Source organism: Nostoc sp. CmiVER01, from assembly GCF_034531135.2.
Taxonomy (GTDB): Bacteria; Cyanobacteriota; Cyanobacteriia; order Cyanobacteriales; family Nostocaceae; genus Nostoc.
Genome location: NZ_JAVRBU020000002.1, coordinates 175444 through 188462, shown reverse-complemented (window position 1 = coordinate 188462; position 13019 = coordinate 175444). Strand labels below are relative to the sequence as shown.

Annotated in this window: 15 protein-coding genes; 7 read left to right on the top strand and 8 right to left on the bottom strand. The window is 39.9% G+C overall.

The features are described from left to right. The first annotated feature begins 68 nt into the window (after positions 1-68). Complete coding sequence (locus RMZ43_RS03500) at positions 69-1244, top strand: type ISP restriction/modification enzyme (protein ID WP_322654633.1); 1176 nt, start codon at positions 69-71, stop codon at positions 1242-1244. On the opposite strand, the gene RMZ43_RS03495 is transcribed toward RMZ43_RS03500, so the two are convergent. Beyond that, on the bottom strand, positions 1222-1527 hold the full coding sequence (locus tag RMZ43_RS03495) for a hypothetical protein (RefSeq protein WP_322654634.1): 306 nt from the start codon (positions 1525-1527) through the stop codon (positions 1222-1224). The two genes, RMZ43_RS03500 and RMZ43_RS03495, sit on opposite strands and share 23 nt — an antisense overlap. Beyond that, the gene (locus RMZ43_RS03490) at positions 1514-1792 is read right to left on the bottom strand and encodes a BrnT family toxin (RefSeq protein WP_416212454.1); all 279 of its coding nucleotides are present in this window, start codon (positions 1790-1792) and stop codon (positions 1514-1516) included. Before RMZ43_RS03490 ends, RMZ43_RS03495 begins: the two co-directional genes overlap by 14 nt. A 150-nt stretch (positions 1793-1942) precedes the next feature. On the opposite strand from RMZ43_RS03490, the gene RMZ43_RS03485 reads away from it, so the two are divergent. The 3 genes from RMZ43_RS03485 to RMZ43_RS03475 all read left to right on the top strand — a co-directional run bounded on the left by RMZ43_RS03485 (position 1943) and on the right by RMZ43_RS03475 (position 4451). Continuing rightward, complete coding sequence (locus tag RMZ43_RS03485) at positions 1943-3019, top strand: M4 family metallopeptidase (protein ID WP_322654635.1); 1077 nt, start codon at positions 1943-1945, stop codon at positions 3017-3019. Positions 3020-3148: 129 nt separating this feature from the next. Next, positions 3149-3439 (top strand): protealysin inhibitor emfourin, encoded by a 291-nt coding sequence (locus RMZ43_RS03480; protein WP_322647428.1) that lies wholly within the window; start codon positions 3149-3151, stop codon positions 3437-3439. A 109-nt stretch (positions 3440-3548) separates the two neighbouring features. Next, positions 3549-4451, top strand: a complete 903-nt coding sequence (locus RMZ43_RS03475) for a DUF4437 domain-containing protein (RefSeq protein ID WP_322647427.1) — start codon at positions 3549-3551, stop codon at positions 4449-4451. A 30-nt stretch (positions 4452-4481) separates the two neighbouring features. Here RMZ43_RS03475 and RMZ43_RS03470 read toward each other — a convergent pair whose 3' ends face one another. Then, positions 4482-5966, bottom strand: a complete 1485-nt coding sequence (locus tag RMZ43_RS03470; protein ID WP_322647426.1) for an amidohydrolase family protein — start codon at positions 5964-5966, stop codon at positions 4482-4484. A 117-nt stretch (positions 5967-6083) separates the two neighbouring features. Between RMZ43_RS03470 and RMZ43_RS03465 the strand changes: the two genes are divergently transcribed. The 3 genes from RMZ43_RS03465 (at position 6084) to RMZ43_RS03455 (ending at position 8409) form a co-directional block, all read left to right on the top strand. After that, entirely contained in the window at positions 6084-6878 is a 795-nt protein-coding gene (locus RMZ43_RS03465) for an aspartyl/asparaginyl beta-hydroxylase domain-containing protein (protein WP_322647621.1), read from the top strand. 86 nt (positions 6879-6964) lie between these two features. Next, entirely contained in the window at positions 6965-7972 is a 1008-nt protein-coding gene (locus RMZ43_RS03460; protein ID WP_322654636.1) for a quinone oxidoreductase family protein, read from the top strand. 38 nt (positions 7973-8010) lie between these two features. Beyond that, positions 8011-8409 (top strand): nuclear transport factor 2 family protein, encoded by a 399-nt coding sequence (locus RMZ43_RS03455; RefSeq protein WP_322647424.1) that lies wholly within the window; start codon positions 8011-8013, stop codon positions 8407-8409. A 36-nt stretch (positions 8410-8445) separates the two neighbouring features. Here RMZ43_RS03455 and RMZ43_RS03450 read toward each other — a convergent pair whose 3' ends face one another. The 5 genes from RMZ43_RS03450 to RMZ43_RS03430 all read right to left on the bottom strand — a co-directional run bounded on the left by RMZ43_RS03450 (position 8446) and on the right by RMZ43_RS03430 (position 12982). Further along, positions 8446-8922 (bottom strand): hypothetical protein, encoded by a 477-nt coding sequence (locus RMZ43_RS03450; protein ID WP_322647423.1) that lies wholly within the window; start codon positions 8920-8922, stop codon positions 8446-8448. A gap of 434 nt (positions 8923-9356) precedes the next feature. Beyond that, positions 9357-9935 (bottom strand): hormogonium polysaccharide biosynthesis acetyltransferase HpsU, encoded by a 579-nt coding sequence (gene hpsU, locus RMZ43_RS03445; protein WP_322654637.1) that lies wholly within the window; start codon positions 9933-9935, stop codon positions 9357-9359. Between the two features lie 126 nt (positions 9936-10061). Further along, positions 10062-11018 carry a glycosyltransferase family 2 protein gene (locus RMZ43_RS03440; protein ID WP_322647421.1) on the bottom strand — a complete coding sequence of 319 codons (957 nt, stop codon included), beginning with the start codon at positions 11016-11018 and terminating at the stop codon, positions 10062-10064. Between the two features lie 99 nt (positions 11019-11117). Beyond that, the gene (locus tag RMZ43_RS03435; protein ID WP_322647420.1) at positions 11118-12050 is read right to left on the bottom strand and encodes a glycosyltransferase; all 933 of its coding nucleotides are present in this window, start codon (positions 12048-12050) and stop codon (positions 11118-11120) included. A 134-nt stretch (positions 12051-12184) separates the two neighbouring features. After that, positions 12185-12982 carry a hypothetical protein gene (locus tag RMZ43_RS03430; RefSeq protein WP_322647419.1) on the bottom strand — a complete coding sequence of 266 codons (798 nt, stop codon included), beginning with the start codon at positions 12980-12982 and terminating at the stop codon, positions 12185-12187. Positions 12983-13019: the final 37 nt, after the last annotated feature.

Sequence of the window (13019 nt, the reverse complement as noted above, 5' to 3'; positions counted from 1 at the left end):
TCATAGCAAGTAATCAATTTAGTACAATTTGTTTTGAACATATTACGCCTGATAATACCAATAATTGGATGAATCTTAATTATGGTGATTTTTATAACTTAATACCATTAGCTGATAAGGAAACTAAAGCTACTAATCTTGAGCATGAGGCGAAAGCAGTATTCAAATTATTTTCTTTTGGAGTTTCTACTAATAGAGATGAATGGGTTTATGATTTAAACCTAAATGATTTAAGTTTTAAAATAGAATTATTATCTAATATTTACAATCAGCAAATACAGGATATTACTAAAAATAGTTGGTCTTCACAACAAGCTAATACTTTTTTAGATTATTCTATTAAATGGAGTGAATCTTTAAAATCTAATGCTAATAATATAAAAAAAGTAATATTTAATAAAGAGAATATAGTTTCAGCAAATTACCGCCCATATTTCAAAACTTTTTACTATACAGACTTTATTTTTAGTGATAGATTAACCTCTATTCATACTCAATTATTTGGTAAAAAATGTGATCAAAAAAACTTGACTATCTGTTTAACGGTTCATCAACAAGTTCCTTTTGTTGTTCAAGCTACAGATTGTCTGTTTGATGCTGGTTTAGGTTCAAGAGGTACTCAAGGATTATCACTCTATCGATACGACAAAAAAGGGAACCGCATGGACAACATCACTGATTGGGGATTGGCACAATTCCAAACCCGTTACAATAACTCGACAATTAGCAAATTAGATATTTTTCACTACACCTACGCTGTCCTGCACAATCCCGCCTATCGCACCAAATACGAACTCAAACTAAAACAAGAATTTCCCCGCATACCCTTCTATGATGACTTTCACCAATGGGTTAACTGGGGTAAACAGTTGATGGATTTGCACATCAATTATGAAACTGTCCAACCCTATCCTTTAAAACGAATTGATTTACCTCTCGCTACAAATAGAACACCAAAGGCAAAACTCAAAGCTGATATAACGAAAGGAACCATAATTTTAGATGATGTCACAACTTTAGAAGGTGTTCCCCAAATTGCTTGGGAATATCGTCTTGGCAACCGTTGTGCTTTAGAATGGATTTTAGATCAATACAAAGAAAAGAAACCTAAAGACCCTACTATTGCTGAAAAATTCAATACATATAGCTTTGCTGACTACAAAGAACAGGTAATAGATTTACTACAAAGAGTCTGCACCGTCAGCGTGGAGACAATGCAGATTATTCAACAGATTGAGGTGTAATGGATTCGTTATTTTTCGGGAACAGACTAATCAATGTACGTAAAGCCTGATTGACAGCTTCTCCATTAGGAAAATATTCCTGTACATCGGGATCAAGCATTACGGCCCCATCTTCAAGGGTAAAGTGCTGTACAACAGTTGTCTCATCAGCTTGATGAATGGTAATAGTATGTCCACGCCGATAAGCTTGGTAATGCTTTCCACGAACACCATCAGTGAAATCGTACTCTAGAAGCATATCGTTATCCGTGATATCAGGCTGCTCAGAATTAACTTTGTTCATAAACTCTCCGTTCTGCTTTTGTGGCTTGGCGGCAACTGATAATGCGAATATTAGATTGACGTTCTGTATAAACTACAACGAGTAACTCTCCTCGTACAGAAAGACCAATATCAATGTATCGTTCTTCCTCAATTGAGTGGTCAGGATCAGTGATAGTAATCGAAAACGGGTCATTGAATACAGTTTTTGCTTCCTCAAAGCTAATTCCATGCTTCTTGAGGTTTTCTTTGGCTTTTTTTTCATGCCATTCAAACCCCAATCCCACAGAGTTATCCTCACTATCACGAATTTAGCAAGCCTCTCAATAACATTGTACGTTGTTTTTGAAAAAGTATATTTTAGTCCATATATTTTAATACTAAATGTTTCTCCCACCGATGTACCATATACCTGTTTGAAAAGGAGAATATCTTGGATGGCTCGAAATAAAAAATCAGCTGGGTTCAATTCTGAGCATTCACTTAACTCTAGATGCCCTATTTGTTGTATTATCCCGCCCCATATCCTGGAAAATATCGTTGTAAATGGCAACTCCCAGCAGCGTAGTTGGGCTTTTCATACATTAAATATTTCGGCACAGCTTCGTGGACGGAGAGATGTAATAGGTAATGTCTCCTTTGCACCTTCTCCGGGTATAAAGCGGCGCACTATCTACGATGCAAAATATGGCCAGCAACTTCCTGGTACACTAGTGCGTGGTGAGGGAGATCCTCCCAGCAGTGATGAAGCAGTTAATGAAGCCTACGATGCTGCTGGTACTACTTATGAATTGTTTTATGAGATATTTGATCGCAATTCCATCGACGACAAAGGACTACGCTTAGACTCCACCGTGCATTATGGGGAAAAATATGACAACGCCTTTTGGAACGGTGACCAAATGGTTTATGGTGATGGCGACGGAGAAATGTTTCAATGCTTCACCAAGTCAATAGATGTTATTGGGCATGAACTAGTTCATGGTATAACCCAGCATGAAGCGGGTTTACAGTATTATGGCGAACCTGGGGCACTGAATGAATCGTTTTCTGATGTCTTCGGTTCCCTAGTAAAACAAAAGAGCAAAAATCAGACTGCACAAGAGGCAGATTGGCTGATTGGCGAAGGTCTGTTGATACCCACAGTTAAAGGTGTTGCCCTGCGATCGCTAAAAGCACCAGGAACAGCATACAATGACCCATTATTGGGTAAAGATCCGCAACCAGCCCATATAAAAGATAAATATACTGGTACTGATGATAACGGCGGGGTGCATATCAACTCAGGAATTCCTAACCATGCCTTTTATCTAGCGGCTGTTGAGATTGGTGGTTATGCTTGGGAAACAGTAGGCAAAATCTGGTATATTGCTTTACGCGATCGCTTAAATGCCAAAGCAGATTTTAAAAAAGCTGCCGACGTCACCATTAAAGTTGCAGGCGAAGTCTACGGTAATGACAGTGATGAGCAAAAAGCTGTACAGAATGCTTGGCAAAATGTAGGAGTTGTTTAGAATTAGGAGTTTTATTTTAACTTCTAACTTTTAGATGTACTATTTGTTATTGCTAAACCGGGAGGTGAAAACTATCATCTCCCAGTACTTGTATTTTCCCAACCAGGTAGCACAATGGAGAGCAGAAAAATGCAGATATCCTTTGAACGCACAGGCGGCTTTGCTGGGATTACTAAGAAAACAAGCGTTGATACAAATACTCTCCCGCCAAATGAAGCCAGCACACTTGTCCGACTGGTGGAAGTTGCTGATTTATTTAGGCTACCTGAACATATTACCTCGCCAAATCCTCAGAGCGATCGCTTTCAGTATAAGTTAACAGTAGAAGATAACGGCAAGCAGCATACAGTGATTGTTAGTGAGGCAGCATTGCCAGGAACTTTAAGACCCCTGATTGAATGGTTACAAACCATAGCATAGAAAAGGTAATTTGCTAAATTAACAATTTAATTTTTGGAGGAAAATCCAGCCAACACAATATAAAATTGAATGCCTAAAGAAAAGCATATAACTAGGAGAATGCGAAGTCGTGGGCGAAGAAAATATAAACTTTAATTCCGCAGAAGAAAACCAAACTGATGATTTTTTGCACGTAGCATCTGTAAAAGAGGATTGGGGTGGAGATGGCAGAGGGCGCATGAATTTATCAGGAAGACACACAGCGATCTCGAAAGAGTATGTACCTCGCCAATACCAATTCTTTGATACAAATACCCTACCAGAAGAACACGGTTGGCGAGTCAGTGGAATGCCAGAGAATGTAGTAGCTGGAAGCCGTCGATTACTTACTTGGCATGACAGTGGTGCATCAACCTCAAGAGTTGTAATACCACGGCAATTTGAAGCACCGTCTGGCTTTTTTACTTCTGATTTAGAGATTTTCATGCTTAGGGGTGCAATCCAAGTAGGAGAGTGGCGATTAAGCAAGCATGGCTACTCCTTTATCCCTGCAGGAGTAAGAGTAGGCCCTTGGAAAGTACTAGGTGATGAGGAAGCGGAAATCCTCTGGATGGAAAACGGTTCTCTCAAGTATAAATATGCACTAAATAATCATCCAGATGCTAAGTTAAGTGGCTTCATCCCAGCATTAGATAGCAAATTGCTACCGTGGGGCAATACAGATACAGTTCAATTTGTACAAGCAAATAAGAAGTGGCTAAGGAAGAATAGTAACGGAGGTGGAGTCTGGCTGCTTGCTATCTTGCCACATTATGATGGTAAGTCCCCAATGATTCAATGTTATAACGAGGAAGGGTATTGCCTAGCTGGATACTGTGATATTGGAGATCACCGATTTGTAAAAGATTATTTTGCTTATGGCCCTAGTTTTATGACCTCTCCTTGGCATAGAACAGATGATGGCGGTTTGTTCTTTGTCAGAGTTGATAGAGATTTATCACAAGTTGGAACAGTCTTGTCATATCCATACTAATTAACATATAGTTTGTAACCAGCAAGGTTTCTATGTGGGCATTCTAGAAGGTCTTTTTAAATACCGCCCAATAGGTGAACCTATAACCTGTCCATTGTTGTAAATCAAATTTCCGCGCAAAAAAGTACTTTTTACCCTTCCAGTTAACTCCACTCCTTCAAAAGGTGTGTAACCTTGTTGTGACTCCGACTCAGCAGCGCATACTACAAAGCTTTCATTGGAATTTACCAGCACCAAGTCAGCATCATAGCCAATTGCAATATCGCCTTTTTCTAACAAACCAAAACGCCGCGATGGGTTCCAAGATAACAACTTAGCCATCTGGTTGTAAGACATCCCCCGCTTGCTACCTTCACTAAATACACCAGAAAGTAAATATTCTGTCCCGCCAAAACCAGACTTCGCTAACCAAATATTATTCGGGTCTTTAGCACTTCTTTTTTGTTCAGCAGAACAGCAAGCGTGGTCGCTAACTATCCAATCTACTTGATTGTTGAGTACTGCTTGCCATAAGTATTCCACATCAGCACGGGGACGAATAGGAGGGTTGACTTTTGCCCAAATTGTATTGGGAGTATCGACATCTAATAGTAAATGTCCGATAGTAACTTCTCGCCGAAAATTGATATGAGGAAAAGCAGTTTGCATAGTCAAAGCTGCTTCCATTGCTTTACGCGAACTCAGGTGCAGCAAATTGATATTTGCACAGTTAGTCTCATGCGCCAAATAAGAAGCAATGCAAATTGCTAACCCTTCGGAATGAGGTGGACGTGCTGCACTGTAAGCGTGTAATCCGCTAAGACTAGAATCGTTTTCAACTATTTTGGTGTAGGCGTTGAGAATTTCTGCAACTTCGCAATGCAAACTCAAGCTGATAATATCTCGCGCTTCTGGATGTGCTTCCATCAAGCGAGTTAGACCACGCATAATAAATTCAAAATGGGCGAAATCGTACCGTTCCTCTTTATTAATCATCAAAAAGAGGTTTTGCTGGTCTGACAAACCATGCAACCCATATCCGCCATAAAACATGAAGATTTTAAACGAAGAAACACCGTGTTCTTCAAATAATAAAGGTATTTCGTCAATATGCTGGCTAGCTATAGGTGCGATGTGATATCTGTAATCTACAAAAAAATTACCTGCGGATAACGCCAAGACCTCTGGAAAAAAATCGCGGTAGGAGCCGCCTTTGTTAAGATAATACTGCCCTGTACGGATATAATTTAAGCTGGTTGTCACACCTCCCATTGCTGCTGCTTTGCTTTCAGTTACAGCATCTTTATCCAAAGGTTGATAGATACCGATGTGCATGTGGGCATCTACGACCCCAGGAAAGCCTAGTAGGTTTTTGCCATCAAATACCTCTTTACCTGTGTCTGGGCTAATATTAGAGGCAATCTGAGCAAACTTTCCATCCTTAATGCCTAAATCAAGTAGTTCGATTGCATCCTGATGGGGACGAACTACCCGCACATTTTTGATAATTTTATCTAATACGGGAGTTTCAGACACAGTAGACCTCACACTAAAATGAGTTTAGTCAGGAATTCCAACATCGAATTGGGACGAAGACCAAATTTCATCATTATATAACGGTTTTTTATGAAATCATCTTCAGGAGAAAAGACAATGGAAAGGTTTAATGAATATCATATAGACCCAAAAGAATTTGCTTTCCTCAAAAGTTTTGAAGATAACTGGCAAGTGATTAGAGATGAGTTTATATGTTTTTTTAAGAATGCATCTGATGACGAGTTAAAGTCAACTTATGATATTTTGGGGCCTAAAAGTCAAACAATTAAAACCAAAGGTGATGCAAAATACAGTGCTTTTGGGATTTTATTTCAAGGTATGTTTATTGATAAATATATTCAAGCGCATCAAATACAATATCCTGACTATGGCCCAGATGACGCATCACAAAAAGCACTTATATTAAGAGAAAAATATTTTCCGAGTTTGGCTAAAGTAATAGAAAAAGTCAACTTTAGCGATGAAGGAATCATCAGAAATGTGTATTTTGGAACATTCCATCCAGGCTTAGATATCAAACTGCATGTAAACTATAATCCTCACATGAATCGTGGCTATTTAGGATTAATCGTCCCAAAGGGAGATGTGGCTATGAAAATATGCCATGAGCAACTTTATTGGCATGAAGGAAAATTCCTGGTTTTAGATCACAGTTATCCACATTGTCCACACAATTACACTAATTATGATAGAACCGTCTTGGTTGTAGATTTTTTTAAACCCGATAAACCTAGAGATGAAGTTATCCGATTTGAAAAAGAGCAAGTTACGCAACGTATGCAAGATAATCCTTACAGCTTAGGTGTTTTTAGTAAAAGCGATAAAGCTAAAGAAGAAGATTTTATCAAGTATGGTTTAGCTCATCAATTAGAGTGGGATAAAGCTTTATAAGCTTAGTATAATGCACCTTAGATTTTTAATGGTGCGTTATACTTTCAACTAAAACTCCCTCATTTATATTTAAATAAGATGAGTAAATGAACGCAAAAACTTATAAAAAGTTAATAGCAAAACAACTTAATCAAGATTTTAAATCTGCCATTGAAATTGTAGAAGTTCCTATTTCTAAACCTGCGTCTAGTGAACTTTTAATTCAAAACAAATTTGCTGGCGTTAACGGTGGCTTTGACACCTTACTTTGTCGTGGTGGAGTTCCCTATGTTAACTTGATTCCTCCCTTTGACTTGGGCGTGGAAGCTGTGGGAAAAGTTGTTGCTGTAGGTGAAAATGTTAAAGATTTTCAAATAGGTGATGCTGTAATAACTACGGTGCGTGGTGGCGGTTATCGAGAATATCAGCTTATCGATGCAAACTTAGCGGTGAAGGTGCGGGAAGCAACGCCAGAGGTGCTAACACTAATACCTACAGGTATATCAGCTTTGGTTGCATTGGAACAAGTGGGAGAGATGAAAAGTAATGAAGTCGTTCTAGTAACAGCAGCAGCAGGAGGAACCGGTCATATTGCGGTGCAATTGGCAAAGTTAGCCGGGAATCATGTCATTGGTACTTGCAGTTCTGAGGCGAAGGCAGATTTATTAAAGGAATTAGGGTGCGATCGCATTATCAACTATCGCACAGAAAACCTCAATCAAGTTCTCAAACAAGAATACCCCAATGGGATTAATCTAATTTTTGAGTGTGTAGGCAAAGCAGTATTTGATACTTGTGTTGAAAACTTGGCAGTGCGCGGACGTTTAGTAGTGGTTGGTTTTATCTCCGAATACGCAAATAATGTAGAGCAAATTACACAATCACGCATTTATCACCAGCTATTTTGGAAAGCTGCTTCTGTGAGAGGTTTTCTGATGCCTCATTATAAAGAATATATGCCAGAAGCACGCGATCGCCTTTTAAACCTGTTCTACACAGACAAACTTAAAGTTGCCGTTGACCCAACACAGTTTCAAGGCATAGAATCTATACCCGACGCTGTAGAATATCTTCTCAGTGGTCAGAATTGTGGCAAAGTGGTGGTGAGGTTTTAAGTAACATGGTATTAGTTTATATCCGGTCGGGGGTGAGAATGACACAAAATTCAGAAAATACTTTAAAAGTTGCTCAACAGGCATTTGAGAATCTAACGCATGGTATGGCAACAGGAGAGTGGGAACCATTTTTAGATATGCTCACAGAAGATTTTACCCTTTGGTTCCCAATGGGAAAATTCCACGGTTTGAATGTGGGAAAAGAGAGAGCTAGAGAATTTTTCCAATACGTTTCTGAATCATTCAGTCCTGGGTTGAACCTGACTAGTCTAGACCGTGTTACTAGCAATGAAACAACGGCTGTCTTTGAGTTTCGGGATGAAGGACTTTTGTTTGGACAGCCTTACAAAAATCGGGTAGCAGTTTCTTTTGATGTGCGTGGAGAAAAAATTTGCAGCTATAGGGAATACTTTGGCAGTGACAGTAAATCATATTAAATAATTCGTAATTATGAATTATTTAATAGACTCTTCTTAGTTACTCTCAGGGTTTAGTTCGCTGATTTCTCGGCATTTAGCCTCTGCGGCTTGATATGCTGCTAGATAGTCTTGACCACCCAACATTACATCACCGTAATATTCATAAGGTGGATCGCCATAGATTGGCAATGGATCATCTTCTGGATAATCTTCTTTAGATTCTTCAATGATGGCTTTCAGTTTTTTAACACTCAGCCTTTGTGCTGCAAAATACCAAAGTTCTTGAGGATTTTTGTTTAGGTACGGTAATGTAGGATCGACAATACGGACATCGGAACCGTTGCCTACCTCAATCCAACCGTGTTCAATCGGTCTGTATGGTTTCCCTGCAAAAGCTAAAAATCCCTGAATATATCTTGCTCCCTCAGTGGATAATGCTGCTTTATAAGCATTATCAAACGGAGTGCTAGCTCTGCTGTTTATACTTTCAGCAATTTTGATTGACAGCGTTTCATCCAGTAATTTGTTCATCAATAGCAAGGATTAGAGCAGCCGTAAAAATATATTACCACTGCTGCTTACAATTTTGCTTGGGCATCTGCATTCACTAATCACAAATGACTAACTCTACTTTGTATTAATACTTTTAAGTGAATATGAGTATCATCAACTATTAGAATGATATTTTTGTTAAAATTCATACTTGCATATTAGACTTCTTGCATAAGTCGGGAAAAGGGGAAGGTGGGGCCCCCTCTGGGGATAAGGGGCGGGGGGAAGGGGAAAAAGTTCTGTATCGTCCTTTTCCCCTTTAACATGAACCCTTTTCCCCAAGAGTGCAAAAAGCACAAATACCAAGAGGTCTATTATTAAATTTATTTTAAAGATTAGGAACCGCTATATAAATAGAAAACAAAGGTAGCACAGCTAGCTGTGCTACCTTACTATGTTGTTTATCCATCAAATCATGGGGTTGTGGAGGGATCAAGTTTTATCCGAACTGTCTTGGAACAACAGGGGCTTCCCCAACAAACCTGCCCAGCAGGCATATTAGTAAAAACACTACTGCGAGCGCCAATCACAGCATTAGCGCCGATTTTCACTCCCGGCCCGACAAAACAATCTGCGGCTACCCATGCACCATTGTCAATGGTGATACTCGCTGTTTTCAACCCAAAGGCGGGGTCTTGGATATCATGACTACCAGTACAGAGGTAGCTTTTTTGCGAAATTACGCAGTGTTCACCGATGAGGATCTGATCGAGGCTATATAAAACTACGTTATCTCCAATCCAACTGTAGTTGCCAATCGTAACTTTCCAAGGGTAGGTGAAGCGGGCAGTGGGTCGAATTAATACGCCTTTACCGATACGAGCGCCAAATAGTCGTAGCAAAGCACAACGCAGAATATTTAACGGTTGAGGAGTCAGGGGAAAGGCGATCGCTTGCACAAGCCACCATAACAAAATATACCAACCTGGGCGCCCCCGATCAAACCAGGATTGGTCGTATTTGCGTAAATCTACGAAAGGGTCATTAGTCATTCAATTTTGGATTTTAGATTTTTCCTTCAATTCAAAATTAAAATTTGGATTTTAGATTTTAGATTTTAGATTTTAAATTTTTCCTTCAATCCAAAATTAAAAATTAAAAATCTAAAATTGTCATAGTCAAGAGTCAATGGTCAATAGCTCTCCCTCTGCTCCCCTGCTCCCCTGCCCCTCTGCTCCCTCCTTCGAGGTAGTTGCAGTATTTAAGTGACCACCACAGTTGCGTAATTCGTAGAGTTTAACACCAATTTGATATTCATATTGACTCAGCAAACGTGCATAGATATATCCGGCTTTGCCATCCAAAAAACCGCGTTGAATAATATAAAATAAAACAAATCGTAAAATGGGTTTAAATGGCAGGTGTACCCAAACTTTTTTCAAAAAGCGCTTGCGTTGCACTGCGTCACCAAATAGATTCGCGCCGATAGTGCCGCTATCATCTTTACCTGTGAGAATATTAAAATAAACGCTGGCTTCCCAGTTAGAATAGCGGTTGTGTCGTTCTAACCAGTGATAAAGGTCGCGGAAGTCTTCGTGGAGCATATCATTTTTGAGATACCCAACTTTACCCTGCAAAATCACATGTTCGTGTACTTCGTTATCACCAGTATTGGGAATATCTTCTGTATGTAGATTTTCGTAACGACCTTTTTTATGTTGAAATAAACGTAGATTCCAATCGGGATATTTCCCGCCATAACGAATCCATTTTCCTAAGAAAAATACGCGGCGATTTAGGTAATAACCTGTATATTCCTTGTTTTGAATTGCTTGCTCAATTTCTTCCCAAAGTTCAGGAGGAATACGCTCATCGCAATCTACAATTAGCACCCATTCGTTACGAAAAGGTAGATTGTCTAAAGACCAATTTTTCTTTTTGGGCCAGCGTCCATTGAAGTTGAATTGTACGACATTTACACCATGACTGTTAGCAATTTCAATGCTGTTATCAGTACTTTGAGAATCTACTACAAATATCTCATCTGCTCTGCTGAGGCTAGCAAGGCAAGCAGGTAAGTTTGCTTGTTCATTTTTTGCCGGAATTAATACAGAAACTGGTATTTTAGATGACATATATTTGGGAGTTAGGAGTTATAAGTAGAGACGCGATTAATCGCGTCTGTACAGGAGTTAGGAGTAAAGCATTCTGAATTTTAAATTCTGAATTCTTTTTTATTTCTTATTTGCTCTGGATAAAAGACCTTGAATAGCAGCATTTAAGTACCCAATCTGACCGTAAGCATATACAAGTTTGTCAAACCGTTCTGCTGGATCAGAAAAATATTGCAATGCCTTATACAAGCCGCGCACAAACCGTTCGCTACCTCGCTGTAATTGAGCAATTCCAGCTTTACCAACGAGTTGTTCTCGATAGCATTCACTGATACCCTGCCACCAGCCCCGGTTTAAAAACCAGGAGCGTTGGAGGCGTTCTGGAGCAACATTGTGAGCAACCAGTGCTTCGGGAAGATAAGCGACTTGCCAATTACGCTGTAGGGCAAATTCGGTCATTTGCAGTTCTTCATTTGATAATAAATTTTTTCCCACTCGGCCGAGATGAGGATCAAAACCGCCAATTTCTTCTAAAAAACTGCGGCGGATGGAGTAATTTAAGCCTCTGGGTGTTAAGCCAGGTTGCTCGATGTAGATGATACTGTCACCCAAATCGTATGCACCTAGATTTGCAGCTAATCCGGGAGATAGCCACCGTGGTTGTTGAATTCCTGGAGGCCAGATGAGAGTGACTTTGCCACCTGCGATCGCTAATTTAGAATTATTGTAATAGGCAAAATATAAAACTTGTAGCCAGCCCTTACTAGCAACGGCATCGTCATCGAGATAAGCAAGAATATCACCAGTAGCTATTTTTGCACCCGTGTTGCGGGCGACAGATAAACCAATGGTAGGTTCAAATATATATTTCAAGCGCGGATTGTGGGCCCTTTGTTCTACAACCTCACGGGTGCGATCGCTAGACCCATTATCAACTACTACAATTTCAAAGTCAGCAGGAAAATCCTGCGCTAAAAGACTATCAATTGCAGCCCCTAAATAGGTATCTCGATTGTGGGTACAGATAATGGCAGAGATTTGGGTGTCTGGCATAGCTTTTATTTTGGATTTTAGATTTGGGATTTTAGATAAAAATCTGAAATCCAAGGCACACCTGCTGAGAGTTAATCTAAACTAAAAATTACCGACCCACCAACCGAGTTTCTTCGGAATTAATCTTTAAAACTTTACGTTTGTTGAATATGACCGTGTAAAACAACAAGTGTTTGGGCCAGTTGACTCAGGCGGGTTTCCAAAGATTGCTTGCGTCCTAACAGTTGACGTAACTTTTGGTAACGCGCGATCGCCATGCTAACATTGGGAATCTGATCTGCTGGACATGGACGCGACCAGACTTTACCAGTATCGTCTATACCACAGAGACGGTAGCCAGTAATAGATGATTGATAAGATACTTTCCCACCAGTGGCGCAAATTTCTTCTACATAGTTCATCAGGCGGTCAACTTCTGCATGGCGCAGTGTTGCAGTTCCTCCTGCTTCTGGTTCCTTGGGATTGGATTCTAACCAGCCATTAACAATTGGCCCTTCTAAGTAAATATCCTGAATTTGCTTCAAAATATTTTGCAGTTCTATTTGCCAACCGGCGACAGTTTCCTGAATTTCTTGCAATAAATTCATCGCCAATCCTGGATTCGCTCCGTGGCGATGGCTACTAAAGCTCGGAGTTTTCAACTTGGGTAGGCTAGGTGTTTTGCTACCATCCTCTTGTGCTTGAAAGGTCTGCACAGACTCATGGTGAGGAAAGAAATCTTGTTCAGCAGGATAATCTCTCTCAGTGTCAACTGTTTGTTCTTCTTGAGAAGATTGAGTTTGTGTACTTTCTGTGGGTTCGTTGGCTCCGACACTGATTCTAAAGGAGAAAGGCCGTTTTGTTGTCGAATCACCAGCTTCGGCGGCAGAGGCAGTGCCGCGATTCACTAAATCATGTAGAGTTGCTTCTATGCGTTTTAAGCCTGCGTTCATAAAGACATCCTAAGGTTTGCTGTCCCCGATGGTGTTG

What these genes read in the sequence shown, in the direction of transcription:
- RMZ43_RS03480 (WP_322647428.1), top strand. Translation starts at nt 3,149, where the DNA reads ATGCAGATATCCTTTGAACGCACAGGCGGCTTTGCTGGGATTACTAAG.
- RMZ43_RS03430 (WP_322647419.1), bottom strand. Translation starts at nt 12,982, where the DNA reads ATGAACGCAGGCTTAAAACGCATAGAAGCAACTCTACATGATTTAGTG.
- RMZ43_RS03435 (WP_322647420.1), bottom strand. Translation starts at nt 12,050, where the DNA reads ATGCCAGACACCCAAATCTCTGCCATTATCTGTACCCACAATCGAGAT.
- RMZ43_RS03450 (WP_322647423.1), bottom strand. Translation starts at nt 8,922, where the DNA reads ATGAACAAATTACTGGATGAAACGCTGTCAATCAAAATTGCTGAAAGT.
- RMZ43_RS03440 (WP_322647421.1), bottom strand. Translation starts at nt 11,018, where the DNA reads ATGTCATCTAAAATACCAGTTTCTGTATTAATTCCGGCAAAAAATGAA.
- RMZ43_RS03465 (WP_322647621.1), top strand. Translation starts at nt 6,084, where the DNA reads ATGGAAAGGTTTAATGAATATCATATAGACCCAAAAGAATTTGCTTTC.
- RMZ43_RS03485 (WP_322654635.1), top strand. Translation starts at nt 1,943, where the DNA reads ATGGCTCGAAATAAAAAATCAGCTGGGTTCAATTCTGAGCATTCACTT.
- hpsU (WP_322654637.1), bottom strand. Translation starts at nt 9,935, where the DNA reads ATGACTAATGACCCTTTCGTAGATTTACGCAAATACGACCAATCCTGG.
- RMZ43_RS03500 (WP_322654633.1), top strand. Translation starts at nt 69, where the DNA reads ATGAATCTTAATTATGGTGATTTTTATAACTTAATACCATTAGCTGAT.
- RMZ43_RS03460 (WP_322654636.1), top strand. Translation starts at nt 6,965, where the DNA reads ATGAACGCAAAAACTTATAAAAAGTTAATAGCAAAACAACTTAATCAA.
- RMZ43_RS03495 (WP_322654634.1), bottom strand. Translation starts at nt 1,527, where the DNA reads ATGAACAAAGTTAATTCTGAGCAGCCTGATATCACGGATAACGATATG.
- RMZ43_RS03455 (WP_322647424.1), top strand. Translation starts at nt 8,011, where the DNA reads ATGACACAAAATTCAGAAAATACTTTAAAAGTTGCTCAACAGGCATTT.